This is a genomic window from Paraburkholderia sp. SG-MS1 (genome assembly GCF_012275575.1).
Taxonomy (GTDB): domain Bacteria; phylum Pseudomonadota; class Gammaproteobacteria; order Burkholderiales; family Burkholderiaceae; genus Paraburkholderia.
Map to the genome: position 1 here is coordinate 1 of NZ_NPIH01000006.1, position 24,616 is coordinate 24,616.

At 64.6% G+C, this 24,616-nt stretch carries 28 protein-coding genes, 2 tRNA genes and 1 pseudogene; 13 read left to right on the top strand and 18 right to left on the bottom strand.

Annotated features, from left to right (window positions below; translation table 11 throughout):
* Positions 1-93: 93 nt before the first annotated feature.
* A tRNA-His gene (locus CIC12_RS00570) sits at positions 94-169 on the bottom strand.
* A gap of 89 nt (positions 170-258) precedes the next feature.
* Positions 259-1,260 carry a tRNA dihydrouridine(20/20a) synthase DusA gene (gene dusA / locus CIC12_RS00575; protein WP_168661187.1) on the bottom strand — a complete coding sequence of 334 codons (1,002 nt, stop codon included), beginning with the start codon at positions 1,258-1,260 and terminating at the stop codon, positions 259-261.
* A 387-nt stretch (positions 1,261-1,647) separates the two neighbouring features.
* On the opposite strand from dusA, the gene CIC12_RS00580 reads away from it, so the two are divergent.
* A complete protein-coding gene (locus CIC12_RS00580) occupies positions 1,648-1,914 on the top strand; it encodes a hypothetical protein (RefSeq protein ID WP_168661189.1) in 267 nt (88 codons plus the stop codon).
* A 274-nt stretch (positions 1,915-2,188) separates the two neighbouring features.
* Here the strand turns inward: CIC12_RS00580 and CIC12_RS00585 are convergent, their stop codons facing one another.
* Both CIC12_RS00585 and CIC12_RS00590 read right to left on the bottom strand, forming a co-directional pair.
* Positions 2,189-2,443: a DUF6566 family protein gene (locus CIC12_RS00585; protein ID WP_168661191.1), complete on the bottom strand. Its 255-nt coding sequence runs from the start codon at positions 2,441-2,443 to the stop codon at positions 2,189-2,191.
* 138 nt (positions 2,444-2,581) lie between these two features.
* Entirely contained in the window at positions 2,582-2,776 is a 195-nt protein-coding gene (locus CIC12_RS00590; protein WP_168661193.1) for a hypothetical protein, read from the bottom strand.
* A 405-nt stretch (positions 2,777-3,181) separates the two neighbouring features.
* Between CIC12_RS00590 and CIC12_RS32865 the strand changes: the two genes are divergently transcribed.
* On the top strand, positions 3,182-3,445 hold the full coding sequence (locus CIC12_RS32865) for a hypothetical protein (RefSeq protein WP_238812270.1): 264 nt from the start codon (positions 3,182-3,184) through the stop codon (positions 3,443-3,445).
* Between the two features lie 15 nt (positions 3,446-3,460).
* On the opposite strand, the gene CIC12_RS00600 is transcribed toward CIC12_RS32865, so the two are convergent.
* Genes CIC12_RS00600 through ssuD form a run of 4 tightly spaced genes read right to left on the bottom strand, consistent with a single transcriptional unit; the run spans position 3,461 to position 6,823 of the window.
* Positions 3,461-3,676: a TOBE domain-containing protein gene (locus tag CIC12_RS00600; RefSeq protein WP_074763818.1), complete on the bottom strand. Its 216-nt coding sequence runs from the start codon at positions 3,674-3,676 to the stop codon at positions 3,461-3,463.
* Between the two features lie 48 nt (positions 3,677-3,724).
* Positions 3,725-4,747 carry an ATP-binding cassette domain-containing protein gene (locus tag CIC12_RS00605; RefSeq protein ID WP_168661197.1) on the bottom strand — a complete coding sequence of 341 codons (1,023 nt, stop codon included), beginning with the start codon at positions 4,745-4,747 and terminating at the stop codon, positions 3,725-3,727.
* On the bottom strand, positions 4,744-5,607 hold the full coding sequence (ssuC, locus tag CIC12_RS00610; RefSeq protein WP_168661199.1) for an aliphatic sulfonate ABC transporter permease SsuC: 864 nt from the start codon (positions 5,605-5,607) through the stop codon (positions 4,744-4,746). Before ssuC ends, CIC12_RS00605 begins: the two co-directional genes overlap by 4 nt.
* Positions 5,608-5,662: 55 nt before the next feature.
* Positions 5,663-6,823 (bottom strand): FMNH2-dependent alkanesulfonate monooxygenase, encoded by a 1,161-nt coding sequence (gene ssuD, locus CIC12_RS00615; protein WP_168661201.1) that lies wholly within the window; start codon positions 6,821-6,823, stop codon positions 5,663-5,665.
* A gap of 496 nt (positions 6,824-7,319) precedes the next feature.
* Between ssuD and CIC12_RS00620 the strand changes: the two genes are divergently transcribed.
* On the top strand, positions 7,320-7,745 hold the full coding sequence (locus CIC12_RS00620) for a hypothetical protein (protein WP_168661203.1): 426 nt from the start codon (positions 7,320-7,322) through the stop codon (positions 7,743-7,745).
* Positions 7,746-7,899: 154 nt separating this feature from the next.
* Here CIC12_RS00620 and CIC12_RS00625 read toward each other — a convergent pair whose 3' ends face one another.
* Both CIC12_RS00625 and CIC12_RS00630 read right to left on the bottom strand, forming a co-directional pair.
* Positions 7,900-9,036 (bottom strand): enoyl-CoA hydratase/isomerase family protein, encoded by a 1,137-nt coding sequence (locus CIC12_RS00625; RefSeq protein ID WP_168661205.1) that lies wholly within the window; start codon positions 9,034-9,036, stop codon positions 7,900-7,902.
* 46 nt (positions 9,037-9,082) lie between these two features.
* Positions 9,083-10,039 (bottom strand): TetR/AcrR family transcriptional regulator, encoded by a 957-nt coding sequence (locus CIC12_RS00630; protein ID WP_168661254.1) that lies wholly within the window; start codon positions 10,037-10,039, stop codon positions 9,083-9,085.
* A 132-nt stretch (positions 10,040-10,171) separates the two neighbouring features.
* On the opposite strand from CIC12_RS00630, the gene CIC12_RS00635 reads away from it, so the two are divergent.
* Positions 10,172-11,170 carry an NAD-dependent epimerase/dehydratase family protein gene (locus tag CIC12_RS00635; RefSeq protein ID WP_168661206.1) on the top strand — a complete coding sequence of 333 codons (999 nt, stop codon included), beginning with the start codon at positions 10,172-10,174 and terminating at the stop codon, positions 11,168-11,170.
* Between the two features lie 118 nt (positions 11,171-11,288).
* On the opposite strand, the gene CIC12_RS00640 is transcribed toward CIC12_RS00635, so the two are convergent.
* A complete protein-coding gene (locus CIC12_RS00640; protein ID WP_168661208.1) occupies positions 11,289-11,573 on the bottom strand; it encodes a DUF1488 domain-containing protein in 285 nt (94 codons plus the stop codon).
* Positions 11,574-11,773: 200 nt separating this feature from the next.
* Positions 11,774-12,037 carry a hypothetical protein gene (locus tag CIC12_RS00645; RefSeq protein ID WP_168661210.1) on the bottom strand — a complete coding sequence of 88 codons (264 nt, stop codon included), beginning with the start codon at positions 12,035-12,037 and terminating at the stop codon, positions 11,774-11,776.
* A 264-nt stretch (positions 12,038-12,301) separates the two neighbouring features.
* Here CIC12_RS00645 and CIC12_RS00650 point away from each other — a divergent pair, with 264 nt between their 5' ends.
* Both CIC12_RS00650 and CIC12_RS00655 read left to right on the top strand, forming a co-directional pair.
* Positions 12,302-12,493, top strand: a complete 192-nt coding sequence (locus CIC12_RS00650) for a hypothetical protein (RefSeq protein WP_121319474.1) — start codon at positions 12,302-12,304, stop codon at positions 12,491-12,493.
* Between the two features lie 72 nt (positions 12,494-12,565).
* Complete coding sequence (locus CIC12_RS00655) at positions 12,566-12,958, top strand: hypothetical protein (RefSeq protein ID WP_174771847.1); 393 nt, start codon at positions 12,566-12,568, stop codon at positions 12,956-12,958.
* A 120-nt stretch (positions 12,959-13,078) separates the two neighbouring features.
* On the opposite strand, the gene CIC12_RS00660 is transcribed toward CIC12_RS00655, so the two are convergent.
* Together CIC12_RS00660 and CIC12_RS00665 are read right to left on the bottom strand one after the other, a co-directional pair.
* A complete protein-coding gene (locus CIC12_RS00660; RefSeq protein WP_425497361.1) occupies positions 13,079-13,411 on the bottom strand; it encodes a DMT family transporter in 333 nt (110 codons plus the stop codon).
* A 10-nt stretch (positions 13,412-13,421) separates the two neighbouring features.
* Positions 13,422-13,919, bottom strand: coding sequence for a heme-degrading domain-containing protein (locus tag CIC12_RS00665; RefSeq protein ID WP_168661212.1), 498 nt, complete (start codon positions 13,917-13,919; stop codon positions 13,422-13,424).
* A gap of 277 nt (positions 13,920-14,196) precedes the next feature.
* Here CIC12_RS00665 and CIC12_RS00670 point away from each other — a divergent pair.
* The 7 genes from CIC12_RS00670 to CIC12_RS00700 all read left to right on the top strand — a co-directional run bounded on the left by CIC12_RS00670 (position 14,197) and on the right by CIC12_RS00700 (position 19,937).
* Positions 14,197-14,273: transfer RNA gene (locus CIC12_RS00670), tRNA-Met, on the top strand.
* A 340-nt stretch (positions 14,274-14,613) separates the two neighbouring features.
* Positions 14,614-15,159, top strand: coding sequence for an NUDIX hydrolase (locus CIC12_RS00675; protein ID WP_042323950.1), 546 nt, complete (start codon positions 14,614-14,616; stop codon positions 15,157-15,159).
* 9 nt (positions 15,160-15,168) lie between these two features.
* Entirely contained in the window at positions 15,169-15,906 is a 738-nt protein-coding gene (gene aat / locus CIC12_RS00680; protein ID WP_168661214.1) for a leucyl/phenylalanyl-tRNA--protein transferase, read from the top strand.
* 107 nt (positions 15,907-16,013) lie between these two features.
* Positions 16,014-16,835 (top strand): arginyltransferase, encoded by an 822-nt coding sequence (locus CIC12_RS00685; RefSeq protein WP_168661216.1) that lies wholly within the window; start codon positions 16,014-16,016, stop codon positions 16,833-16,835.
* 99 nt (positions 16,836-16,934) lie between these two features.
* A complete protein-coding gene (locus CIC12_RS00690) occupies positions 16,935-17,996 on the top strand; it encodes a quinone-dependent dihydroorotate dehydrogenase (RefSeq protein WP_174771848.1) in 1,062 nt (353 codons plus the stop codon).
* Positions 17,997-18,138: 142 nt separating this feature from the next.
* On the top strand, positions 18,139-18,933 hold the full coding sequence (locus CIC12_RS00695; RefSeq protein WP_168661220.1) for a cystine ABC transporter substrate-binding protein: 795 nt from the start codon (positions 18,139-18,141) through the stop codon (positions 18,931-18,933).
* 344 nt (positions 18,934-19,277) lie between these two features.
* The gene (locus CIC12_RS00700) at positions 19,278-19,937 is read left to right on the top strand and encodes an amino acid ABC transporter permease (RefSeq protein WP_168661222.1); all 660 of its coding nucleotides are present in this window, start codon (positions 19,278-19,280) and stop codon (positions 19,935-19,937) included.
* Positions 19,938-19,961: 24 nt separating this feature from the next.
* Here the strand turns inward: CIC12_RS00700 and lepB are convergent, their stop codons facing one another.
* From lepB to CIC12_RS00725, 4 genes and pseudogenes are all read right to left on the bottom strand, one after another.
* Positions 19,962-20,660, bottom strand: coding sequence for a signal peptidase I (lepB, locus tag CIC12_RS00705; protein WP_168661224.1), 699 nt, complete (start codon positions 20,658-20,660; stop codon positions 19,962-19,964).
* A 126-nt stretch (positions 20,661-20,786) separates the two neighbouring features.
* Positions 20,787-21,785 carry a Gfo/Idh/MocA family protein gene (locus CIC12_RS00710; protein WP_238812272.1) on the bottom strand — a complete coding sequence of 333 codons (999 nt, stop codon included), beginning with the start codon at positions 21,783-21,785 and terminating at the stop codon, positions 20,787-20,789.
* 144 nt (positions 21,786-21,929) lie between these two features.
* Positions 21,930-22,649, bottom strand: coding sequence for a FadR/GntR family transcriptional regulator (locus CIC12_RS00715; protein ID WP_168661228.1), 720 nt, complete (start codon positions 22,647-22,649; stop codon positions 21,930-21,932).
* A 397-nt stretch (positions 22,650-23,046) separates the two neighbouring features.
* Positions 23,047-24,586 (bottom strand): annotated as a pseudogene (locus CIC12_RS00725) (mannose-1-phosphate guanylyltransferase/mannose-6-phosphate isomerase); the annotation flags it as partial.
* Positions 24,587-24,616: the final 30 nt, after the last annotated feature.

Consider the following 24,616-nt stretch of genomic DNA (forward strand, 5'->3'; position numbering starts at 1 on the left):
CGGCTCGAGCCAGTCACCGAACGAGCACCAAAACAAAAACGGCGTTGTGATTTCTCACAACGCCGTTTGCAAAACATTACCGCCTGAATTCTTTGGGGTGGCTGATGGGGCTCGAACCCACGACAACAGGAATCACAATCCTGGACTCTACCAACTGAGCTACAGCCACCACTGACATCTGCTTGACTTGCCGGAAAAAACTGGCTCGTCGATGAAGAAACGAGATTATACGAACAAGATTTCCCTTTGCCTAGTCCTTTATTCAAAAATTTCGATCGGCTCACGCAGATGCTGTCTTGCCTCGTCGAAGATGCTCAGATCGCGCGCGGCCAGGCGTTTGCTATCGGACAGGACGCGACGCCAGCCGCGCGCTCCTGCCTCGCCGCGATATAGACCCAGCGCATGGCGCGTGATCGCGCCAAGATACGTACCGCGCGTCATTTCAGCCGCGCAATAGTCGATCAGCTTCGCTTCGACCTGCTCGCGCGTCAGCGGCGTTTGCGTCGAACCATAGAAGCGCGCGTCGACCTCGGCGAGCAGATACGGGTTGTGATAAGCCTCGCGCCCGAGCATTACACCATCGACGTGTTGAAGATGCAGCTCGACTTCATCAAGCGTCTTGATGCCGCCGTTGATGATGATCTCCAACTCCGGGAAGTCGCGCTTCAACTGGTACGCGTAGTCGTACTTGAGTGGCGGAATTTCGCGATTTTCCTTCGGACTCAAGCCCTTCAGGATCGCATTGCGCGCGTGCACGACGAACACGTTGCAGCCGGCATCCGCAATCGTGCCGACGAAATCGCGCACGAAGCCGTATTCCTCGACCGCGTCGACGCCGATACGATGCTTGACCGTAACCGGCACCGAGACCGCGTCGCGCATCGCCTTCACGCAGTCGGCCACGAGTTGCGGCTCGTTCATCAGGCACGCGCCGAACGCACCGCGCTGCACACGCTCCGACGGGCACCCGCAGTTCAGATTGATTTCGTCATAACCCCATTGCTCGCCGAGTTTCGCCGAACGGGCGAGGTCGGCGGGTTCGCTGCCGCCCAGTTGCAGCGCGACGGGCGCTTCGTCGGGAGTGAACGCGAGATGGCGCGGGACATCGCCATGGAGCAGCGCGCCGGTCGTCACCATCTCCGTGTAAAGCCAGGTATGGCGCGAGATGACGCGATGCAGCGAGCGACAGTGGCGATCAGTCCAGTCCATCATCGGCGCCACTGAGACGCGGCGCGGGCTGGGAGTTCGAGGTGAAGACATGGGCAGTCGGACGGCGTGAATCAAAACCCTAATTTTACCGCAACGCGGGAAACCGCCTGGTCGGGGTGGATGTCCGGCCGTCGCAATGGCCGGATTCACCCCAGCTTCGCCTCGCTCGCCAAGGCGGCGCCCGCCATTCCCAATAACCCGCCTGCCAACAGGCCTTTGAACTACAAAACCGCTTGGTCATCAGGGCCCGATCGCCGCCGAGGCTTACGCCGCATGCCTGAGATGAATTATTCCGAAATCAGGAATAGTAATTTCAGCTTATCGACACAAATTTTCGATAGTAGGGGTATACACTGCCTCACATCGACGTTGCAGCGGCACCCCACCGCCCTGCGACGCCTTCCTGAAATGAAGTCGAAACGTTATCGGAGTTACACCATGAAGACCAAGCTCATCGCCGCCCTGCTGGTTGCCGCTTCTGCCTCGATCGCCGCCCCCGCTTTTGCTAGCGGCTACGGCCCGGCACCGTTCTATCGTCCGTCGGTCGGCGCACCGGCTTCGCAGCAAGGTCAGAACGCGCAAACCGTTGCGGCTGAACGCGCCAAAACCGAAGCGAATGCATACGGCGGCGTGAAGAATGTGTCGTCGCAATCGGGTACGCGTGAGCCGGTTTCGGGTCCGCAATCGGTTTTCTTCGGCCACTAAGCACTCGCCGTCGAATCCGCTGCCTGCAAGGGCAGCGGCCTGACTGGGCGCCGCGCATGCAGGACTGATGCCGGCGCCCAGTGGCGTTTACAGCGCAGCGTGCGAGGTGCAACACGTCTGCCTCGAGTACCCGCTCGCAAAACCCCGAGCCGATGGTTGATCGAATCGATCGTGCTCTCGAATTGCGATGAACAACGCGCCCGCCCGGTCCACTGCGCTCCGGTTCGCTTCAGGAAGCATGGCTCGGCGGCAAAGCTGGACATCCGGGCTTGCGTTATCCCCTCCACGATGTCGCCAGGCCCGCATCGATCAATTCCCGCGCCGCTTGAAAGCCGGCCTCGGCGGCGGCACGCTCGGTCGACCACAAACTGTCGATATGCACGAGCCGCCAATCGACTACCACGGTGCCCTCCCGCAGCACCCGAAAATGCGCCTTGACGCCCGTCAGCACCTGCTCGACTGCCACCTCGATGTCGTAGTCCTGATAACGCTCCTCGTAGTCCCCCATGTCGAGGCCCTTCGGCTCCATGTCCGCCTCCGTGAGTGTGTTGTATGAGTGCTGTGTGCCGGGGTGAAATAGGCGGCCAGCGGCTCCGGCGAGCGCACGCACCGCACCGCTCCGCGGCACGCTGCGGCGCCTTTGCGGACTGCCCTTCCTGTCAGGCGATCAATCGCAATCGCCGGAAAGATACTGCCGTCCGCTACAGGTGATCTGGACTTCCCCGCCCGTTCTGGCAACCAGGCCCCCCGCCAGCAATTCCGCGGTGACTGACTGCGCCAGCTGCGGCGCCGGTTGACCGACGCCGACGTCGTTCAGACGCCGCAACGCTTCAACCGCTTCGGGACTCAATGACTTCGACATGGCCGTCTCCGTCGGGATGTTCAATTCATCCTAGCAACTTTCGGGGACGTATGCAGGTGCGCTCAACGCATAGACATGGCGCGGGGGCGTTGGACCGAGGTATGGAGCTTGCTCGTCTGCAGCTTGCCTACTCCCTTTCATGACCGCTGTCCGCAGGCAGCCTCCGCCATACGGTCTCGTCAAGCTCGCCTCGCGCGAGCCGCCGATACCCGGGGAAGTCATCATGAAACGCTTCCCCCGCAAGCATTGCCGGCCGCGCGGGAGCGAATGTCGGCGTATCAGAGTGATGGGCGCCGAAGAGCGGATGGGAAGTCGGTACCCGGCACCAGCGTCCCCACCAGGTCCATCGCCATATTCGGCGCCAGGGGACAGCCAGCATCCCACCTCATCGCAGCGGAGGATCCAATGAAGCGAAGCAGATGGACAACGCCGAGCGCCGGCATCGCGCTTGCAGCGGCCACCGCAATCAGCATCACCCCCGTGGCATTCGCACAAACTGCGAAAACAGCGCCAGCGGACAGTAGCGCGTCGATGGCAAAACCGCCCGAAGCCGCTTCCAGCTCCGGTGGTTCAAGCAATCCGGACAACATGCCGATCAAACGTCCGCGCCAGCCGACCAACGACCGGATGATGCACGAGCCGCCCGCCAGCGGCGCGAACGCGAAATAGCGGCGGCTTTACACGCTACAGGCGCGCGATCGACACCTCCGTCGACTTCACCAGCGCGACCACTTCCGAACCGACCTTCAGTTCGAGTTCGTCGACCGAGCGCGTGGTGATCACCGATGTGACGATGCCGAACGGCGTCTCCACATCCACCTCGGACACCACCGAGCCGCGGATGATTTCCTTGATCTTGCCTTTGAACTGATTGCGTACGTTGATTGCGGAAATGCTCATATCGAGTGACTCCAGAGATGCGGTTAAAAGCAGGTCAGGCCAGCAAACTCAGATGGCCCAGCGGACGTCTGTCGGCCGCGTGAGACGGCCAGCGTCACGCGCGTCGTACGGGCGATCGGAGAGCGCGTCGTCGTTCGGCGCGTTCTTCAGCACGCGTTGCAACACGTGGTCTTCGAGCGCGGCGAAGCCCGCCGATGCGCGCGCCCGCGGACGATCGAGCGCGACCGGCTGATCGAGGGCGATGCGCCCTTCTTCGATCAGCAGAATCCGGTCGCCGAGCGCCACGGCTTCATGCACGTCGTGCGTGACGAGCAGCGCGGTGAACCGATGCTCGCGCCACAGGCGTTCGATCAACGCGTGCATTTCGATCCGCGTCAGCGCGTCGAGCGCGCCGAGCGGCTCATCGAGCAACAGCAATTGCGGACGATGCACGAGTGCCCGCGCCAGCGCCACGCGCTGCCGCTGGCCGCCGGAGAGCTGCGCCGGCCAATCGGCGGCGCGTTCGAGCAGGCCGACTTCGGCGAGCACGGCGCGCGCATCCTCACGCGCGCTGCGGCCAAGACCGAGCATCACGTTCTGCAACACGCTCTTCCACGGCAGCAGGCGCGCGTCCTGGAACATGATGCGGGTGTCGAGCGGGCCGCCGTCTTCGGCGCGCTTGTCGAGCACGCCCGCGCTGGTCTTTTCGAGGCCCGCGACGAGCCGCAGCAAAGTCGACTTACCGCAACCGCTGCGGCCGACGATCGCGACGAAACTGCCGCGCTCGATCGACAGATCGAAGTCGGACAACACCTTGCGTCCGCCGTACTGCTTGCCGACGCCATGCAACTGCACCGAGTAATCGGACGACGAACGGGACGCGTCGGGCGTGCCGTTGCGCGCGAGCGTGCCGTCGGTTCTGAGCGCGTCGCTCCGCGTCGTCACTCGCGGCTTGCCGTGCGTCGAAGCGGCCTGCTCAAAGCCAGCGGCCTGGTCCGCGTCGTGATCGGCGATCCGCGGCTGCGCGAGTTCGGCTTCGAGATCGCTGCCCGCAATCGCACCGAACGAAGCCGACAATGTCGTTGCGTTCATGCTTTCGCTCCTCGTTGGTAGGCCGGATGCCAGCGCAGCGACACGCGCTCCAGGCTCTTCGCGAGCACGTCGGCGAGTTTGCCGAGCGCCGCGTACAGCAGAATGCCGACCACGACCACGTCCGTTTGCAGGAATTCGCGCGCATTCATCGTCATGTAGCCGATGCCCGATTGCGCTGAAATGGTCTCGGCGACGATCAGCGTGACCCACATCAGCCCCAACGCGAACCGCACGCCGACGAGAATCGACGGCAACGCACCCGGCAAAATCACATGGCGGTATAGCGCGAAACCCTTCACGCCATAACTGCGCGCCATTTCGATCAGGTTGGCGTCGACCGATCGGATGCCATGAAACGTGTTCACATAGACCGGGAAAAACACGCCGAGCGCGACGAGAAACACCTTCGCCTGCTCCTCGATGCCGAACCACAGGATCACGAGCGGGATCATCGCGAGCGAGGGGATGTTGCGGATCATCTGCACGGTCGAATCGAGCGCGACTTCGGCGGGCTTGAACAGGCCTGTCGCGAGTCCGAGCACGAGACCGATGCCGCCGCCGATCGCGAATCCCGACACCGCGCGCCACGTGCTGACCTTCACGTCCGCCCACATTTCACCGGACTGGATCAGCGACCACGCCGCCTTCACGACCGCGAGCGGTTCGGGCAGCACGCGCGTGGACAGTACGCCGCTGCGCGCGGCGAATTCCCACGCGAGCAGAATCACGAGCGGCGCGATCCATGGCGCCAGATGCGCGCCGATGCGGCGCAGCGTGCCCGCGTCGGGGCTTGCGTTCGCGTGCGCCCCCGCGTTTGCGTTCGCATCGCCGCGAGACGCGCCCAGAGTGGCTTGAGTCATGGTTGCTTTCCTCATTGCTTGTCGAAGCTCGTCCGTGCCGGAGGCACCCGTGCGCTCAGCTCGCGCTCGCCGCCTTCGGCAGATAGTTGTTGCCGACGATCTCGCCGAACGGCCCCGACAGCGGACCATTCGAAACCTTGTTGCGGCGGTTCGGCAACAGCGGGAACACCAGTTCGGCGAAGCGATACGACTCTTCCAGATGCGGATAGCCCGACAGGATGAAAGTGTCGATGCCGAGCTCGGCGTACTCCTTCATGCGCGCGGCGATCTGCCCCGGATTGCCGACCAGCGCGGTCCCGGCGCCGCCCCGCACGAGGCCCACGCCCGCCCACAGATTCGGATAGACCTCGAGTTCGGCGCGCCCGCCGCGCTTGCCGCCGTGCAGCGCGGCCATGCGGCGCTGGCCTTCGGAGTCCATCTTCGAGAACGAGGCCTGCGCGCGGGCGATGGTGTCGTCGTCGAGCTTGCTGATCAGCTTGTCGGCGGCGGCCCAGGCTTCTTCTTCGGTCTCGCGCACGATCACGTGCAGGCGAATGCCGAACTTGATTTCGCGGCCGTGCACCGCGGCGCGCGCGCGAATGTCGGCGATCTTCCTCGCCACCGCCTCCGGCGGCTCGCCCCACGTCAGATAGGTGTCGATATGCTCGCCCGCCATGTCGTGCGCGGCCGGCGACGAACCGCCGAACCACAGCGGCGGATGCGGGTTCTGCACCGGCGGATACAACGCCTTGCCCCCTTTCGAACTGAGATGCTTTCCTTCGAAGTCGATCGCGTCGTTGGTGTGCGACGCGCTGAGCAGTTTGCGCCAGATGTGCAGGAACTCATCGGTGATTTCATAGCGCGTGTCGTGATCCACGAACACGCCGTCGCCTTCCAGTTCGGCCGCGTCGCCACCGGTCACGACGTTGATCAGCAGACGCCCGTTCGACAGACGGTCGAAGGTCGCCGCCATGCGCGCGGCCAGCCCGGGCGACGAAAGACCCGGACGGATCGCCACCAGGAACTTCAACCGTTTGGTCGCGGCAATCAGGCTCGAAGCGACGACCCAGGCGTCTTCGCACGAACGGCCCGTGGGCAGCAGCACGCCTTCGTAGCCGAGCGTATCGGCGGCGACGGCGATCTGCTGGAAGTAGTCGTAGTCCGCTGCGCGTGCGCCTTGGGACGTACCGAGATAGCGGCTGTCGCCGTGCGTCGGAATGAACCAGAACACATTCATTTTGCTGCTCCTGCTTGTTCGAAACTGGGTTGAACGGGGACGGTGCGGACGCGTCCGCGCACGCGCCGGCCGCGCGCATCCGGCCGGCACACGGCCGGGCGGTGCAACGAAAACGAGTGAGAAATGGGCGTGGTGGCGCGCGCTACGGGCGAGAGCGCCGGCGCGCTTGCGCCATGCGGCGGGTGAAGATCGGCATCAGGCAGGACATCGCGACGGCTTCCCTCGACCAGACGTGCGCATGACGCGCTCGATTAACGGACGACGGCGCCGAACGCCGTCTGCATGAAGAAGCAGTCTATGGATCGGGGGGCGCCTTTTGAACGATTTTTTTTAGCTTAGGTTTTCCACTTTCGTGATTAGCCCGACGTTAAAGCATACGGGTGTTGCGCTTTATGCACGCGGAAACCGGGGTACCCCTATATATAATGGCGCACGTTTCCAATAATCCGGTGCAGGCCACGCGAATGACGCCGCCTGTACCCTGGCGGTGCAATGCATGCAAAAACTCATCCTGCCGTTCGTCGCTGGTTTTCTGGCATCCCTGTTCTTTCACGAATCCACGCTGGCGCTGATGCACGCAGCGGGCATGATCGATCCGACCGGTTTTTCGACAGCGCCGTTCTTACCGCTCGGGCTGCCTGAGTTCATCGCGAATGCAATCTGGAGCGCGTTCTGGGCCGTGCTGATGGCGTGGCTGCTGCGCGTCGCGCCGCACCGGCGTGCGCCGTGGGTGCCGGCTTTCGTGTTCGGCGGTGTCGTGTTGACTGCGGCGAGCGTGTTCGTGATCGACCCGCTGCGCGGCATCTGGCCGAGCGGCAACATGCTGCCGCGCCTTGCGGTGGGGTTCGCGGCGAACGCAATGTGGGGCTGGGGCGCGCTGGTGTTCATGCGCGCCTTTATGGCGAGCGAAGACGAAGAGTGAGAAGACTGAGGGTGAGTCGACTGCGGCGATACGCGGCTGGCACGCCGAAGGCTCGCCTCGTAGCTTTGCGGGCTTCAGGGCTTTACGCCAGCGCACTTGCAGATTGATGCCCGCAACCTTGCCCACCTCAACCCGTTCACTTCACTCGCCCTCTTTAACCGCGCAAATCACGCAATGGATGTTCGTCCGCCGGCCACGGGCTCTCGAACATTTTCTCCACGTCGGCGGCGCTGACGTCTTCAATGCGCGCAAAGCGCCAGCGCGGCGCGTTGTCCTTATCGATGATGCGCGCCCGAATGCCTTCGAGCGTGTCGCCCGCAAGAAAGCTCGAGCGCGTCAGATCGAGATCGCGGCGCAGCACGTCGGCCATCGACCCTTCCCCACGCGTCACCACTTCCAGCGACACCGCCATCGACAGCGGTGAGCGCTCACGCAGCACACCGATCATCTGTTCGGCCCACTCCGCTGCATCGCCCTGCTGGGCGCGCTCCTGTTCGAGCGACGCAAGAATCCGCGCGACATCGGGCAACGCGAAATGCCGGTCGATCAACGCACGCGCGCCCGCCAGCGAGGAAGCCTCCGGCGCCGGCACGACATGCTGGGCGAGCGCCGCCCGCTCGAGGCAGGCAACCACATCCGCGCCGCGTTCGAACAGTTCGCTGCGCAACGTGTCGAGCAGCGCGGGCAAGGCCGCATCGTCGACATACACATCGGCAAGGCCCGCGTAGAGCGCATCGGCCGCGCCGATCGTCTCGCCGGTCACCGCCAGATAGCGGCCGATCGCGCCTGGCGTGCGTGCCAGAAACCAGCTCGCGCCGACATCGGGAAAGAGCCCGATGCGCGTTTCGGGCATCGCCATCTTCGTCGAGCCGGTGACCACGCGCAGGCCACCGGTGCGATGCGCGCCTTGCGAGATGCCCATACCGCCGCCCATCACGACGCCATTCATCAACGCGATGTACGGCTTCGGATAAGTGAAGATCGCGTGATTGAGACGGTATTCCTCGATGAAGAACACGTCGCGCGCGTCATGCTCGCCGCGCTGCGCCGACTCGTACAGAAACCGGATATCGCCGCCCGCGCAGAACGCACGGGCGTGCTGGCTGCGCGCCACGACGGCGAGCACGTCTGGATTGTCGCGCCACTGATCGAGCGCCGCGTGGATCGCGCGAATCATGCCGGTCGACAGTGCGTTGAGCGCCTTCGGCCTTTCCAGTTCGATGAAGCCGATGCGGTTGGCTACGTAAGTCGCGACTTCGTCGCTGACGGCGGGCGAGGCGGAAATGGACATGGCGTACGAGGCCCAGCGGCGTTGAGTGAAATGGAATTGAACGTTATCACGTGCCTGGGGTTTTGCGCTTCGTGGCCGGACGCTGGGTCTTGCCTCGTGGCGCTTTGCCCGGCTTGCCACCGGCGCCCGGCGACGACGGGGCACTGCCGCGATCGCCGGGAGATGTGGTCTGCCTGTGTGCGGATTGTTTCTTCTCCGCACCGGCCGTACTCGCGACGCGGCGCGATGGCGAGGCGCGTCGTGCGGCGGGTGGCGCGGTGTGCGGCACCGCTTGTGATGCACCGAGCCAGGCGTCGAGTGCAACATCCACCACCGTATCGAGCGATGCGGTTGGAAACACCGGACACGTGAGGTTCAGCGCGACGATGCCGTGCAGGGTCGCCCAAAATGCCTCGGCCCACACAGCGGTATCCGTCGAAGCCGGCAGGCGCCCCGCCGCTTTGAGTGCATCGAGCGCCGCAATCATCAAGTGCAATGCAGCCGCGCCGGGGTCGTCGGCGGCGGCGGTGGTGGCCGCGTCGTCGTTCACCTCGATAGCTGGTGGGGTCGCCGATGTCATTGGGTCCGTCGCGCTGAGCGCCAACTTGTCGTCGGCGAGCGCGTTGGCCTTACCCGCAACCGAAGCCCCCGCGCCGGCCAGCGCCGCCCCCATATAACTCTGATCCTCCATGAAGATCAGCCGATACGTCTCCCGATGTGTGACGCCGAACGCAACATAAGCGCGCCCGAGCGCCTTCAACCGCTCAGCCGGATCGACGATCCCCGCGAGCGGCACGAAGGTCTGCAGCAATTGCGCATAACCCTCTGCGCACAACGCATGCGCGATCTCGTCGCGGCTCGCGAAATGCAGATACAGCGTGGCGGGTGAATATTCGATGGCGTCGGCGATCTTGCGCATCGAGAGCGCGGCGAAACCTTCACCCATGACGATGCGCCGCGCGGCATCGAGGATGCGTTCGCGCAGCGCCTGTTTCTGGCGGCTTTTTCGTTCGGCGATTCCCATGTCGGACATTTTCAGATTGACAAACTGAAAAGTCAATTTAAACTGAACACTGTTTACTGAACGGTGTTCAGTAAATTTCAATCGTTGTCTGAATGTGCGAGTGCGCTTCGGCGCAGCCTGCGAGGGGTCGTCATGGAAGAGCCAGGGAAAGTGGGTTTGTTCGGCGCCGCGGGTGCGGCCGGCCGGATCATCGCGGCGGCGCTGAGCGCGGCGGGTCGTGACTACCGCGTGGTCGGCCGCTCGCGCGAGCCGCTCGAAGCGGCGTTCGGCCACGACCCGCGCGCCGGAATCGTCACGTGGAATCCCGACGACGCCGCGTCGATTCGCGCGGCGGCCGCCGGCTTGCAGACCGTGATCTACCTGGTCGGCGTGCCGTACGACCAGTTCGCCGCCCATCCGCCGTTGATGGAAAAAACGCTCGCCGGCGTCGTGGCGGCGGGCGTGGAGCGCTTCATTCTGATCGGCACGGTGTATCCATACGGTCGCGCGCGCGGCAATCCGATCCGCGAGGATCATCCGCGCGCGCCGCACACATTCAAAGGCCGGATGCGGCTCGCGCAGGAAAATCTCGTGCTGGCAGCGCACGGCCAGCAGGGCCTTTCGACGCTGGTGCTGCGTCTGCCCGACTTCTACGGTCCCTGCATCGAGCGCAGCCTGCTGAACGGCGTATTCGAGGGCGCCGTCGCCGGAAAGCGTGCGCAGATGATCGGCCCGGTGGACGTGCCGCACGAATTCATTTACCTGCCGGACATCGGGCCGGTGGTCGAGACGCTCACCCGCACGCTCGCAGCCTATGGACGCTGGTGGCACCTCGCCGGCGCAGGCACGCTCACGCAGCGCGAAGTGGCGCAGCAGGCTTACGCGCTGGCGGGCCGCGCACCGAAGCTGATGGTGGCCGGCAAGACCCTGCTGCGCGTGCTCGGCCTCGTCAATCCGCTGATGCGCGAGTTGGTGGAGATGAACTACCTGATGACCGAGCCGGTCGTGCTCGACGACTCTGCGCTGACGAGCCTGATCGGCCCGATCGTCAAAACGCCGTACGAGGAAGGGATCCGGCGCTGCGTCGAAGCCGCGCGCGACGCGGCTTCGACTCACGGCGCGACGCAGCGAAGCGCCGCGAAAACGGTTTGAATGACGCAGCCCGCGCCGGGGCGGCACATGCCAGCGAAACCGGTGCAGGTCGATCGGACTGTATCGTTGCCGCGCGTCGCACGAATGTGCGGCACGTATGAGGCGCGCGAGAGCCGGACTAGTCCGCCATCTTACCGGGTGGGAAATGGCCGCTCTTGAGCAGCACAGGTGTGCCGTTGCTGATCTGCAAGTGCTCGCGCGCCACGGCCTCGATGCGCGGACGGCCGGCATCGAACGCGCGCAGCCAGCCTTCGCGGTCCTCGGTGTAGGCGCCGAAGTGGTCTTCGAGCGCTTCGACCGAAATCGCGCACGGTACCGGCTCGCCGTCCACCAGCGCGGGAAAGACTACGGTCAGATTGGAGCCGCGGTAGGCAGGCGCGTCCGCGGGAAACCGAATTTCCATGGTCGCCTCATCAGAAGGTTCCGGCAGGAAGGCGGCGCCGGCCAGAACTGGCCGCGCGCCGCCAACCCCGCTATGGTACTCGCGCGGCCGGCGCGCGGTCCAGCGGGCCGCGGGGCGCTCTTCCGAGTTTTCGGGCGCGTTTCCAGATGCGCTCTTTTGTGCGCCTGCGGCGGCGAGTTTGCCCGTATTCCGTGCTGCCATCAGTGTCCACCCAATAGACGGTCGACATAGTCGCGCGCCGCCTGTTCCACGAAAACCAGCGCGTCCGCCTCGCTGCCGAAGCGTTGCTCGCCGCCGAGATCCAGCAGCGTTTCCATCCGGCGCGGATCGTCCGGACCGTGTTCAGCGAGACTCACCGAACCGACGTAGGTGCCGCCCGCCTCCGGCGTATCGGTGGCCGGCACGAAGCGCGCGGCGGCGCTGATGTAATAGCCGCGATAAGGTCCGCTGACCCGTTCAGCCATAGTTTTTCCTCCTCGTTGCGATTGATGGAGAGCGCCGCGCGCGGCGCGTCGGCCTGCGCTTCGCCGCAGGTCCGCAGATGCCGTCGCACGCATGCGCTTCTGGCAAACAGCCAGTAAGTAAGGCGCCTCGCGCACCGATAAGTTCTACCGGATGCGTATCGGCGTAGCTGCGCATTGCACTTGTTCGAGCCGTGCGGGTCGAACTTCGACGTCGGCACGATCCGTGCTGCCGCAAGACGCGATTTCGAGGGCGACCAGCGCAATATGGGAAAATATTTTCTACAGAACCAGGAACTGCCCGAGCCGGATGCGGCGAACAAGTGGTTTGCGTATGCCGAAAGCCATGGCATCGACATTCCGAAAGCCATCAGCATCTGGGAAGACGCGGCCACTGAAAGCGGCGCGGAAAGCCGCCGCCTGGTCAGCGCAGCGGGCATCACGATCGAGACACCCTAGCTGTCGGCGCGCGCGTCGCGTGGCGGCGTCGAGACCACGAACCACTTGAACACCAGAAAGGAAATCATCACGATGCATTTTATGACGCAACTGCGGACTCAACCGCGCCGCGCCGGCCGCTTCCGATCCACTACCGCGCTCGCGCTGGTCCGCCGGGCTGCGCTGTCGGCCGCCCTGCCCGCCGCGGTGCTGCTGGGCGCGGGCCTCGCCGGTTGCGCATCGTCGAACACCACCTCGTTGATCAACCTGCCGAACGGCCAGACCGGTTTCGCCGTGAATTGCAGCGGCGCCGACGCCGCTTCCAGCTGGGCCTCCTGCTACGTGCAGGCTGGCAATGCATGTGGCGCGACCGGTTACGAGATCGTGTCGAAAGATAACGACGAAGGCGGCACCGCGGGCGGCAGCGTCACCAACGTCGTATCGGCCAACGTGAAAAACCGCTCGATGATCGTACGCTGCAAGTAAGCGCCATCCGCAACGTTGGGCGCCACTGCACGCCGGCGCCGACGTCACGCTCAACGTCGACCATGGCCCTGCGGCGGACGAGATCCTGATCACCGGCGGACGCGGCGTGGCTTCGCTGGATCAATGCGCCTGCATCTTCGAGAAGATGTTCAACACGGCGACGCCGGCAACGATCAGTCCGAGCCCGATGATCGCCGGCACGTCGGGCACCTGGCGGTACAGCAGCAGCGCGACCAGCGTGATCAGCACGATGCCCGCGCCCGACCACACCGCGTAGACGATGCCGACGGGAATGCTGCGCAGCGTCAGCGACAGGCAATAGAACGCCACGCCATAGCCGAGCACCACGATCGCCGACGGCAGGAGCCGCGAAAAGCCTTCCGAAGCTCGCATCGCGGACGTCGCAACCACTTCGGCGACGATCGCGATGCCCAGCAATGCGTACGGCGGCACCCGCATTGCATCAGCCCTTGGCAAGCGCGAGCTTGCTGTAGTCGTGGCCGAGATGCGCGCACAGCGCCTCCACCACCAGCTCGTGATCGGCACGCTGCGGCAAGCCGGACACGGTGATCGAACCGATCACGCCCGCGCCCGCCACCGTCAACGGAAACGCACCCCCGTGCGAGGCGTATTCCGTGTTCGGCAAGCCGTGCTTGTCGGCGAGCGTGCTGCCCGCCAGTTGCATCTTCAGGCCAATCGCATACGAGCTGCGGCGAAAATGCGCGACCGTGTTGCCCTTGCGGCGTGCCCAATCTACGTTGTCCGGCGTCGCGCCGCCCAGCAGGCTGAAGAACAACGGCTGACCGAAGGTGCGCACGTCGATCGCAGCGGCGATGCCGCGCGCCTTCGCAACCTCGTGCAGATAGGCGCCGATTTGCCATGCGCGGTCGGCATCGAATTGAGGGAACACCAGGGCGTGTTCCTGAGCGGCAATCACCTGCAGATCGTGAGCGATATCCATGGATTTCAGAGCAAGGGAGGAGTTGAGGCGCTCGCCATGGTTCGTGGTCCGGCGTGAACGGCTGGCGAGCCGCGCAAAGAGAATCTGATTCTAGCGCAGCGTTCATGGCGAGCTTTGCCGCATGCGACGCGGTCAATGCGTGCGGCGACTTCGGAGCCGCGTAAGCGGCGTAAGCGTCGTATCGTGCGGTGCCCGGCACGACGCGCGAAGTGAAGGCGATTCTTAAATAGCTGTTGCACTAGCGTAAGCTTTGTCCTATAATCTTTTCTTCGACGGACGCGGGGTGGAGCAGTCTGGCAGCTCGTCGGGCTCATAACCCGAAGGTCGTAGGTTCAAATCCTACCCCCGCAACCACGAGCATCAATCGGTTGGAATCGTCGAAAAACATTGAAGGCTTGCCAAACCGGCAAGCCTTTTTTGTTTTGCGCTGTCACCGGGTTCTTGCGCTGTGCCTCCCGCACATTCCCCTCGCCCGGCTCTTTTGTCTTTGCGCGATCTGCTCCAGATCTTCCACGCGCTACTACGCATCGGATTTCCACACGACGCGCGTCACGCCGGCCGTCCATCGGACTCCGAAGCGATCAGGTCCGCGCCTCATGGGGCGATTCCGACGCTCGCTCCGCCACAGGCCTTCGTCCCAATTAAACCCCCGCCCCAGTGATAAACTCCCATCACTCCTTCTCGTCCCCTTCCTATGAAATTCTGTTCTGTCTGCGGCCACGGCGTCAGTCTGAGCATCCCGCCGGGCGATAACCGCGAGCGCTTCGTCTGTGGCAGTTGCGGCACGGTGCATTACCAGAATCCGCGCAACGTGGTCGGCACCGTCCCGGTCTGGGACGACAAGGTGCTGCTGTGCCGCCGCGCGATCGAACCGCGCTACGGCTACTGGACGCTGCCCGCGGGCTTCATGGAGATGGGTGAAACAACCGCCGAGGCGGCGTCGCGCGAAACGCTGGAAGAAGCCGGCGCGCGCGTCGAAGTGCAAAGCCTGTTCTCCCTGCTGAACGTGCCGCACGTGCATCAGGTGCATCTGTTCTACATGGCGCGCCTGCTCGATCTCGACATCGCCGCGGGTGAGGAAAGTCTCGAAGTCAAACTCTTCGAGGAACACGAAATTCCGTGGGACGAGATCGCCTTCCCCACCGTTGGCCAGACGCTACGGTTCTTTTTCGCCGACCGCGCCACCGGCAGCTTCGGCCTGCACACGGGCGATATCTTCCGCTCGCTGCGCGAAGGTTGAGCGGCGCGCATGGTTCCCTGGCTCGGAGCTGACGATCCGTTCCCGTCCGTCGAGCGCGCACTGGGCCCGACGAGCGGCGCGCCCGGCCTGCTCGCGGCGAGCGGCGATCTGTTGCCCTCACGGCTGATCGACGCCTATCGGCGCGGCATCTTCCCGTGGTATTCGGACGGCCAGCCGGTGTTGTGGTGGAGCCCCGACCCGCGCATGATCCTGCGTCCCGCCGAATTCAAACTGTCGCCGTCGCTACGCAAGACGCTCAGGCGCGTGCTGCGCGACGACGCGTGGGAAATCCGCGTCGACGTTGATTTCGCCGCCGTGATGCGCGCCTGCGCGCAAGCGCCGCGACGCGGACAGCGCGGCACGTGGATCACCGCCGACGTGGTCGAAGCCTATTCGTCGCTGCACCGGGTGGGCGATGCGCATAGCATCGAAAGCTGGTTCGAAGGCAAGCGGGTGGGCGGCCTCTATGGCGTGTCGTTCGGCAAGATGTTCTTCGGCGAATCGATGTTCGCGCAGGCCACCGACGCGTCGAAAATCGCGCTGGCCGCGCTGGTCGGCCACTTGCGCCGTCACGAAATAGAAATGATAGACTGCCAGCAGAACACGTCGCATCTGGCATCGCTGGGCGGTCGCGAGATAGCGCGCAAGGCGTTCATCGCGCATGTTCGCGCGTCTGTCGACGCAGCGCCCATTCCCTGGCGCTTCGACAAGACCGCGTTGCTCGAAATCGTCACGCGGGCGGCGTAGGAAGGAAGAATCAGGCCGAATCCGGACCCGCCGTCCACCGAGCCGCGGGTGACAAAACTGCAGGGCGCCGGGTTCGCATTACCAGAGACGCTTCGCGAGCTGCCAACGTGACTCATCCCAACGAGCTGCCTCTTTCTCCGCTTTCAGCGTTGCAGTTTTATGCAACGGCGCCCTATCCCTGCAGTTACCTGGATGGCCGCATCGCGCGCTCGCAAGTTGCCACACCCAGTCACCTGATCAACTCCGACGTCTATACCGATCTCGTCAAGGCGGGCTTCCGGCGCTCCGGCGTCTTCACGTACCGGCCGTATTGCGACGGCTGCCGCGCTTGCGTGCCGGTGCGCGTGCCGGTCGAGCAGTTCGAGCCGAACCGCACGCAGCGGCGGGTGTGGAAGAAGCACGGCCAAATGGTCGCCAGCGTCGCGCCGCTCCATTACGACGAAGAACACTACGCGCTGTACATGCGCTACCAGTCGGCCAGGCATGCGGGCGGCGGCATGGACCGCGACAGCCGCGACCAGTACGAGCAGTTCCTGTTGCAGAGCCGGATCAATTCGCGCCTCGTCGAATTCCGCGAGCCGCTGCCGGACCGGCCGGACGCGCCCGGCATCCTGCGCATGATCAGCATGATCGACATTCTTGGCGACGGGCTCTCGTCGGTGTACACGTTCTTCGAGCCGGGGCTCACCCAAACCAGCTTCGGCACCTACAACATCTACTGGCAGATCGAACAGGCGCGTAGCCTGAAGCTGCCGTACGTGTATCTCGGCTACTGGATCCGCGAGAGCCCGAAGATGGCGTACAAGGCGAATTTCCGCCCGCTCGAAGGGTTGATCGACGGCGCGTGGCGCGTACTCGATCCCGCAAGCATCGATCTGCCGCCGGTCGATCTGGCGCTTCACGGCAAGCGCGGACCGCTCAGGCCATAACGCGGCGCGCCATTCACCGCGCCGCTGATTCAACGCTGGCGTCGGCGCCAACGGCGCGGATTCCGTCGACCGATCTCATTAAAACGCAAAACCGGTAAAATGACGGGTTCTCATTTTCCGGCCGCCCGGCTTCGTCCTGTGTTCAGTTCCCTCTACCCGCTTGTTCGCGCTCAACTCTTTCGCATGGACGCGGAAGACGCTCACCACCTGACTTTGCGCATGCTCGGCGCCGCCGGCCGCACCGGCCTTGCGGGCGCGCTCGCGCCGCATGTGCCGGACGCGCCGCGTACCGTGATGGGGCTTACGTTCCGCAATCCGGTCGGGCTGGCGGCGGGTCTCGACAAGGACGGCGCCTGCATCGACGGACTGGCCGCGCTCGGCTTCGGCTTCATCGAAGTCGGCACCGTGACGCCGCGCGCGCAGCCTGGCAACCCGCGCCCGCGCATGTTCCGCCTGCCGCAGGCGAACGCGGTCATCAACCGGATGGGCTTTAACAACGCGGGCGTCGACCAGTTCGTGAAGAACGTGCAAGCGGCGCGCTACCGCGGCATTCTCGGGCTGAACATCGGCAAGAACGCCGATACGCCGATCGAGCGCGCCGCCGAAGACTACCTGTACTGCCTCGAGCGCGTGTACCCGTTCGCGAGCTACGTGACGGTCAACATCTCGTCGCCGAATACGAAGAACCTGCGCCAGTTGCAAGGCGCGGGCGAACTCGACGCGCTGCTCGCCGCGCTCAAGGATAAGCAGCAGCGCCTCGCCGACCTGCACGGCAAGCTGGTGCCACTCGCGCTGAAAATCGCGCCGGACCTCGACGACGAACAGGTCAAGTCGATCGCCGACACGCTCTTGCGCCACCGCTTCGAAGGCGTGATCGCGACCAATACGACGCTGTCGCGCACCGCCGTCGCCGGTATGCAGCACGGCGACGAAGCCGGCGGCCTGTCGGGCAAGCCAGTGTTCGACGCTTCGAACGAAGTGATCCGCAAGCTGCGCGCCGAGGTGGGCGAGACGGTGCCGATCATTGGCGTCGGCGGAATTTTCTCGGGCGACGATGCACGCGCGAAGCTGGCGGCCGGCGCGTCGCTGGTGCAGCTCTATACGGGCTTCATTTATCGCGGTCCCGCGCTGGTGGCAGAATGCGCGCAGGCGCTGCGCTGAGTTGCGATCGATCACAGCCCGGGTCGGCCTGAGACTTCGGGCGACCCGGTAATATAGACATACACAAACGATATTTTGGTTTCGATAGCCACTTAGTTAAGCTCTCGTCCGTTAAAACGCCAGACGTATAAAAAGGAACACGATGAAATTTGGCCTGCTGAAAAAGCTTCTGGTCGCCGGTCTGATCGGCGCGTCGTTCACCGCCGTCGCCGCGCACGCGGAAGACCTGCTCGATCAGGTCAAGCAGCGCGGCACGCTGCGCGTCGGTCTGGAAGGCACCTTTCCCCCGTTCAACTCGAAGGCGCCGTCGGGTGAGCTGGTCGGCTACGACGTCGACATCGCCAAGGCTGTCGCCGCGAAGCTCGGGGTAAAGCCGGAATTCGTCACGACCGAATGGAGCGGCATCATCGCCGGTCTGCAGGCGGGCAAGTTCGACGTGATCGTCAACCAGGTCGGCATCACGGACGCGCGCAAGCAGGCCCTCGACTTCTCGCCGGCCTACACGTACTCGGCTGCGCAGCTGATCCAGCGTAAAGGCGACACGCGCGAGTTCAAAACGCTCGAAGACCTGAAGGGCAAGAAGCTCGGCGTCGGTCTGGGCACGAATTACATGGACATGGCGAAGTCGGTTCCGGGCATCGACGTGAAGACGTATCCGGGCGCGCCCGAGTATCTGCGCGATCTGGCCGCCGGGCGGCTGGATGCGGCGCTCAACGACCGTCTGATGCTTGCGTACCTGCTGAAGAACTCGCAGCTGCCCCTGCGCACTGGCGCGAACGTCGGCGCGGGCAACCCGTCGGGCATTCCGTTCAGGAAGGGCAACCCAAAGTTCGCCAAGGCGATCGCCGATGCGATGACCCAGCTCGAAGCGGACGGCACGTTCGCGAAGATCTCGGACAAGTGGTTCGGTATCGACGTCAGCAAGCCGATCAAGTAAGACACGCGGTATAAAACGAAGGGCGGCATCCTCGGCGATGCCGCCCTTCGCGTTTCTGCGGCACGGGGCCCGTGCGTGCGGCGTGAGCCCGCATTGCCCGGGCCTTCCCGCCGCCGGACGGCGCGTTGCCCGCACACTGCTGTGTGACGCGACAGCTCGCAGCGCATGACGCAAGCGACGCAGCGCCACACCGACCGCGTATGAAAAACCGCGTCCCCCGTCGCGCCGCCCCGTCTCTATCGATACGCGCGCCCCCTGCGCATGCAATTCCCCACGGCATCCGCGCCTTTAACGCCCGCCAAAGTTTATGATGTGCGCTTTGTGCGCCAACCAGACCACCGCTCATGTCCACCACCTCCCTGCTCGTCCAATCGCTTCCTGTGCTCGCACAGGGCGCCGTCCTGACGGTCAAGTTCGCGGTTCTGTCGATGATCTTCGGCCTGATTGCCGGCGCCATGCTCGCGTTGATGGGCATCAGCCACAACCGGCTGCTGAACTGGATCGCGCGCATCTACGTGAGCGTGATGCGCGGCACGCCGCTGCTGGTGCAGATCTTCGTGATCTACTACGGCCTGCCGAGCTTCGGCATTTCGCTCGATCCGACGCCGGCCGGCGTCATCGCACTGTCGGCGAACGTGGCGGCGTATCTGTCGGAGAGCATGCGCGGCGCGATTCTCGGGATTCCCAGCGGCCAATGGCTCGCGTCCTATAGCCTCGGACTCTCGCGCCGCCAGACGCTGCGCTACGTGATCGCGCCGCAAGCGTTGCGCATTGCGGTGCCGAGCCTGTCCAACAGTCTGATCAGCCTGATCAAGGACACCTCACTGGTGTCGGTGATCACCGTGACCGAGCTGCTGCGCAGCGCGCAGGAAATGATCGCGTCGACCTATCAACCGCTGCCGCTCTATCTCGCCGCCGCCGCGGTGTACTGGGTGCTATGCCAGGTGCTCGAATGGGCGCAGCGCTGGTACGAACGGCGCCTTGCGCTGCCGTCGCGCCACTGAGCGCCCGGCTCCTGCTCGCCGACTCTAGCGGCCGGCGAGCGGTGAGGCCGCGTCCAGCGGCGCGCCGAAGCGCTCCAAGCGCGGCGCGTAGTAGTGCTCCGGATCGAGCGAGAACGCGACGCGCCGCGTGCGGCCCATCAATTCCGTACGCGGGAAAAAGCCGAAGTAACGCGAGTCGGCGCTGTCGTCGCGATTGTCGCCGAGCATCAGATACTTGCCCGGGGGCACGATGACCGGACCGAACGAATCGCGCGGGCTCGGCGCGTCGGGCGCGAGCCGCACCGTATGTGCAACGCCGTCGAAACGCTCGGTCAGATAATCGCCGTGAGACACGGCATCGCCCGACAGCGGCGCGAGTTTCAGCGGCTGGTAATCGGCGCGAACGCCATTCACATACAGCACGTTCTCACGCATCGCGACGCTGTCGCCGGGCAAGCCGATCAAGCGTTTGACCATTAGCTCGTGCGCGGCCGACGAATCGATCGTGACGATGTCGCCGCGCCGCGGATCATGCAAATGCAAGAGCGCGATATGCGTGAGCGGCACGCGCAGATCGTAGGCCATCTTGTCGACGAAGATCCGGTCGCCGACGCGAATCGTCGGCAGCATCGAGCCGCTCGGCACGACGTTCCAGTCGGCCACGGCGCTGCGAAACAGCACCATCAGGAAGAGAAACGCGACGAGGCTTCGGCTGTCGCGCCACAGTTTGCCGAGCATGCGCATGGCGAGGCTCCAGTGGAAAGAATTCGAATGCGGCGTGCACGCGCGCAGCATGGCGCAGCGGCGGGCCCGCGGGCATCGTACCACCGGAGCGCGGGGCGGCGCGTCTTCGGCGCGGCCCCGCGGCGCTCACTCCCCGGCGAACTTCAGCCCGAGCGTCGCACGCGCCGCATCGGCCATCGCGATCATCTGCAACGATCTGGCGTGCGGCATCACCGGACTCTCGAGCAGCCCTGCGCGGATCAAATCGCAGAAGTGCGCGGTCTCGTAGTTCAGACCGCCGCCTTCGAACGGCGCGTCCAGTTCGATCACGCGGCCGTCGGCGTAGCGGATCGTCGCGCGCGACGGATTCCACCACGGCTCGTGAATCGTCACGTGGCCGCCTGGGGCCATCAGCAGCGCATCGCCCTTGCCATGGAGATCGAGCCCGCAGAAAAGCTGCGCGATGCCGCGCTCGTGCCGGCTATTCAGACTCGCGAACGTATCGACGCCCGTCGCGCCGAGTCGCCCGAGCGTCTGCACTTCGTACGGCGCGCCGAGCCAGTCCACCGCGAGAAACATTTCGTAGATGCCGATATCGAGCAGCGCCCCGCCCGCATGCTCGAACGACAGTGACGGATGATCGTGCGGCACGCCCGGCACCGAACAGCCCGCACGCACGAGCCCGACGTCACCGATCGGTTCGGCCGCGAGATGCTCGCGCAATTGTCTGTAGAGCGGGTAGAACGGCGGCTTCATCGCTTCCATGAAGAGCCGCTGCGCGGCGCGCGCGGCATCGAGCACGCGCTCGAGTTGCGGCCCGTTGATGGCGGCGGGTTTTTCGCACAACACGTGCAGGCCGGCTTGCAGCGCGGCGATCGCATAGTCGGCGTGACTGTCCTGGACGGTAGCGATATAGAGCGCGTCGATACCACTTGCGAGCAGCGCGCCGAAACTCGCGCATGCCTCGCCGCCGAATTCCTCGGCAAAGGCCTGCGCCGGTTCCGCGCGACGCGACCACAGCGCGCCGATCCGCGCATGCGGCACATGCGCAAGACTCTGCGCAAAGCGCCGGGCAATCCGGCCCGTGCCGACAATCCCCCAGCGAATCACGCGGTTCGAGGGCGTTTCCTGCGTTGCAATCGTCATCGTTTCTTCGGGTCCATGCGGTTCAGAACAGGCGCTATTGTCGCGCATGCCGAACGTGCACGCGTGGAGATCCGATGGCGTCTGCCGTGATCCGCTGTATCCCGTAGGAGAGCTCGCAGTAAAACGAGGCCACCGTATCCGCGCTTAGACGCGCGTGGGTGGCTCCGCTGAAAATTTGCCTCCGACTTCGCCGGCCGTAAAGTCGATCAAGGCCCGCGACGCAATTTCGGCTTCGTTCGGATCGCGCCGCTCGATCGCTTCGAGCACGCGCTGATGCGAACTCACGGCGCCTTCCCACAGGCCGTCTTTGTCGGTGACGATCGGATTCACCGTCGAGAGCGCGCCGCGCACGATCGCTGCCATCTGCTTGAAGAACTGATTACCGCTCGCCACCACGATGCGGGTATGGAACAGTTCGTCGGCTTCCTGATAGCCGGCCTCGCCCGGGCGGATCACGCGAAACACCTCGAACGCCTCACGAATCCCCGCGATGTCCGCGGCGCTGCCCCGCGCGGCCGCCTGCGCCGACGCCCGCGGTTCCATCAGGATGCGAAACTCGATCACGTCACGCAGGAACAGCGGATCGGGCTTCGCGCGAAACCGCCAGTTCACGACGTCCTCGTCGATCATGCGCCAGTCGCTCATCGGCCGGATACGCGTGCCGATTTTCGGCCGCACGTCCAGCATGTCGCGCGCGAGCAGCATCGACAGCGCCTCGCGCATGACGGTGCGGCTGACGTCGAACTCTTTCGACAGCACATCCTGCGGTGGCAGGATCGCGCCGTACTTCTCTTCGACGATGCCGGTGACGAGTCCGTCCATCACCTTGCTGACCAGCGATCGATCTTTGTTTGCCTGTTCCATGGCACTCTCCCCGAAGCGGTGTTCTCCCCGCGTAGCCTGTTGAATTGAGCGGCCCTGGCGTATCGTTTCTTATAGGTGCAGCAGTTCTTGACGATACGTTGCTAGCTTCAAAACTTCTGCGCCAGTTGGGACACTTCCCGACAGGGTTATCCCTCTGAAGAATTGTTTCGTTCGTGTAACGCAAAACGTTTCGATGGGCCATAAGCTTGCGCCTCAAGCGTGCCTGCGTTGCAAAATGTTCATCGTGCGAATACGCACGTAGCGGCACGAATTGTCTGATTTGGGAGAACTGACGGTTCGTGCACCGATGGCGGTGAAACAAAGCGCGCGGGTTTCGGACGTCGGCTTGCGTGAGCACAGGCACGTAAAGCGACGCGCGCCTGCCCACCTCAATGCCGGCCTGATCGCGGCCGTATTGATCGTCGAAGCGCACAATGTCGTCCTCGTCGTGATAGCCGCCCGATTGCACCTCGATCATTTCAAGCGATGGCTTGTCCGGATTTCGAGCTGGTGCGCGACGCCGGGCGAGATATGCGTCGACTGATTCTCCGCGAGCAGGAAGCGTTCCTCGCCGCGCGTGACAAATGCCGTGCCACGCACGGCGATCCAGTGTTCGGCGCGATGATGACGCATCTGCAAGGATAGGCGCCCACCTGGTTTGACGAAGACGCGCTTGACCTGAAAGCGTTCGCCGTGGTCGAGCGAATCAGAAAAGCCCCACGGCCGCCCGACCTTGCGATGCTTCTGCGCTTCGGCGCTGCGCTCCGCCTGCAAGCGGGCCGATGGTCGCCTTGAGTCCTGCACGCGGGCCTTCGCGGCGACCAGCACCGCATCGGCGGTTTTGACGACCACGCCGCTCACGCCGACACACGCGACGAGGCGCCCTTCCGAATCCGCGAAGCTGTCGCTCGAGCCGTCGAACATCACGCGGTCGCGTGCGATGTTACCCGCGCCATTCCAGGCCGACGCGTCCACACCGGGTCCCACGCCCCCACCTCCGAACATTCCGCCACCAGCGGCACCGTGACGCCGACGAACCGCTCATCGGTGGCGACGCACTCCATCACCGCGTAGTCGATCGAATCGCACGGACACGCGGCGAACGCGTCGGGCCCGAGATGCAGGGCACCGTCGTCGTCGACGCTGGCCTGCTGTAAAGCGTCCGCGCACGCTGCCGCGATCACCGGAGCACACTGCCCGATCGCCGCCAGCCACACCGACGCGCGCACCACGAACATGCCGCTGTTCCACCAGTACTCGCTGGAGGCGACATAACGTTCGGCGAGTTCTTCGGTATCGGGCTTCTCGACGAAGCGTTCGATCGCACGCGCGCCCTGCGTGCCGAGCGCCATACCCGTGCGGATATAACCGTACCCGGTTGCCGCGTGCCGCGGCGGCACGCCGAGCGTGACGATCGCACCGCGCGCCGCGTGCCGGAGCGCTTCGGCCAGCGCCACGCCGAACGCGGCGTGGTCGGCGATCAGATGGTCCGCGGGCAGCGCAACGATGAACGGATCATCGCTAGCCGCTGCCGCCGCGCGCGCGGCGACGGTCAGCGCGGGCGCGGTATCGCGCGGCACCGGCTCGAGCACCATGCGCACCGGGCGGCCGCAGTGTTCGAGGCGCTCGCGCGTCTGCTGGTGCAGCGCCTCGCAGCAGACCACCAGCGGCGTGGCCATCGCGAGCGCGGCGACGGACGATATGTCGTGTGCGGCTACCACGAACGCCTCGTCGAGGCAGCGCAGCGTAGCTTCAAGCAGCGATTCGTCGCCGATCAGATCGATCAGCTGCTTCGGATTGCGCTCGCGCGAGAACGGCCAAAGCCGCGTGCCGGGGCCGCCTGCGAAAATCGCCGGCTGCACGGAAACGCGCGTCGTTGTGTCGCAGACGCCCGCGCGCGAAGCGAATGAATTGCCTGGTTCTACGATACGATTCATGAACGATTCCCGTCGATGTCAGGTCAGGTC

Excerpts from the sequence above, each read along its gene's own strand:
- CIC12_RS00630 (WP_168661254.1), bottom strand. The coding sequence starts at position 10,039 with ATGGGAATCGCCGAACGAAAAAGCCGCCAGAAACAGGCGCTGCGCGAA.
- lepB (WP_168661224.1), bottom strand. The coding sequence starts at position 20,660 with ATGCGCATGCTCGGCAAACTGTGGCGCGACAGCCGAAGCCTCGTCGCG.
- CIC12_RS00675 (WP_042323950.1), top strand. The coding sequence starts at position 14,614 with ATGAAATTCTGTTCTGTCTGCGGCCACGGCGTCAGTCTGAGCATCCCG.
- CIC12_RS00650 (WP_121319474.1), top strand. The coding sequence starts at position 12,302 with ATGGGAAAATATTTTCTACAGAACCAGGAACTGCCCGAGCCGGATGCG.
- CIC12_RS00640 (WP_168661208.1), bottom strand. The coding sequence starts at position 11,573 with ATGGAAATTCGGTTTCCCGCGGACGCGCCTGCCTACCGCGGCTCCAAT.
- CIC12_RS00585 (WP_168661191.1), bottom strand. The coding sequence starts at position 2,443 with ATGGAGCCGAAGGGCCTCGACATGGGGGACTACGAGGAGCGTTATCAG.
- CIC12_RS32865 (WP_238812270.1), top strand. The coding sequence starts at position 3,182 with ATGAAGCGAAGCAGATGGACAACGCCGAGCGCCGGCATCGCGCTTGCA.
- ssuD (WP_168661201.1), bottom strand. The coding sequence starts at position 6,823 with ATGAATGTGTTCTGGTTCATTCCGACGCACGGCGACAGCCGCTATCTC.
- CIC12_RS00715 (WP_168661228.1), bottom strand. The coding sequence starts at position 22,649 with ATGGAACAGGCAAACAAAGATCGATCGCTGGTCAGCAAGGTGATGGAC.
- CIC12_RS00655 (WP_174771847.1), top strand. The coding sequence starts at position 12,566 with ATGCATTTTATGACGCAACTGCGGACTCAACCGCGCCGCGCCGGCCGC.
- CIC12_RS00700 (WP_168661222.1), top strand. The coding sequence starts at position 19,278 with ATGTCCACCACCTCCCTGCTCGTCCAATCGCTTCCTGTGCTCGCACAG.
- CIC12_RS00620 (WP_168661203.1), top strand. The coding sequence starts at position 7,320 with ATGCAAAAACTCATCCTGCCGTTCGTCGCTGGTTTTCTGGCATCCCTG.
- CIC12_RS00625 (WP_168661205.1), bottom strand. The coding sequence starts at position 9,036 with ATGTCCATTTCCGCCTCGCCCGCCGTCAGCGACGAAGTCGCGACTTAC.
- CIC12_RS00665 (WP_168661212.1), bottom strand. The coding sequence starts at position 13,919 with ATGGATATCGCTCACGATCTGCAGGTGATTGCCGCTCAGGAACACGCC.
- CIC12_RS00710 (WP_238812272.1), bottom strand. The coding sequence starts at position 21,785 with ATGACGATTGCAACGCAGGAAACGCCCTCGAACCGCGTGATTCGCTGG.
- CIC12_RS00605 (WP_168661197.1), bottom strand. The coding sequence starts at position 4,747 with ATGAACGCAACGACATTGTCGGCTTCGTTCGGTGCGATTGCGGGCAGC.
- dusA (WP_168661187.1), bottom strand. The coding sequence starts at position 1,260 with ATGTCTTCACCTCGAACTCCCAGCCCGCGCCGCGTCTCAGTGGCGCCG.
- CIC12_RS00635 (WP_168661206.1), top strand. The coding sequence starts at position 10,172 with ATGGAAGAGCCAGGGAAAGTGGGTTTGTTCGGCGCCGCGGGTGCGGCC.
- CIC12_RS00645 (WP_168661210.1), bottom strand. The coding sequence starts at position 12,037 with ATGGCTGAACGGGTCAGCGGACCTTATCGCGGCTATTACATCAGCGCC.
- CIC12_RS00695 (WP_168661220.1), top strand. The coding sequence starts at position 18,139 with ATGAAATTTGGCCTGCTGAAAAAGCTTCTGGTCGCCGGTCTGATCGGC.
- CIC12_RS00590 (WP_168661193.1), bottom strand. The coding sequence starts at position 2,776 with ATGTCGAAGTCATTGAGTCCCGAAGCGGTTGAAGCGTTGCGGCGTCTG.
- CIC12_RS00580 (WP_168661189.1), top strand. The coding sequence starts at position 1,648 with ATGAAGACCAAGCTCATCGCCGCCCTGCTGGTTGCCGCTTCTGCCTCG.
- CIC12_RS00690 (WP_174771848.1), top strand. The coding sequence starts at position 16,935 with ATGACGGGTTCTCATTTTCCGGCCGCCCGGCTTCGTCCTGTGTTCAGT.
- CIC12_RS00600 (WP_074763818.1), bottom strand. The coding sequence starts at position 3,676 with ATGAGCATTTCCGCAATCAACGTACGCAATCAGTTCAAAGGCAAGATC.
- ssuC (WP_168661199.1), bottom strand. The coding sequence starts at position 5,607 with ATGACTCAAGCCACTCTGGGCGCGTCTCGCGGCGATGCGAACGCAAAC.
- aat (WP_168661214.1), top strand. The coding sequence starts at position 15,169 with ATGGTTCCCTGGCTCGGAGCTGACGATCCGTTCCCGTCCGTCGAGCGC.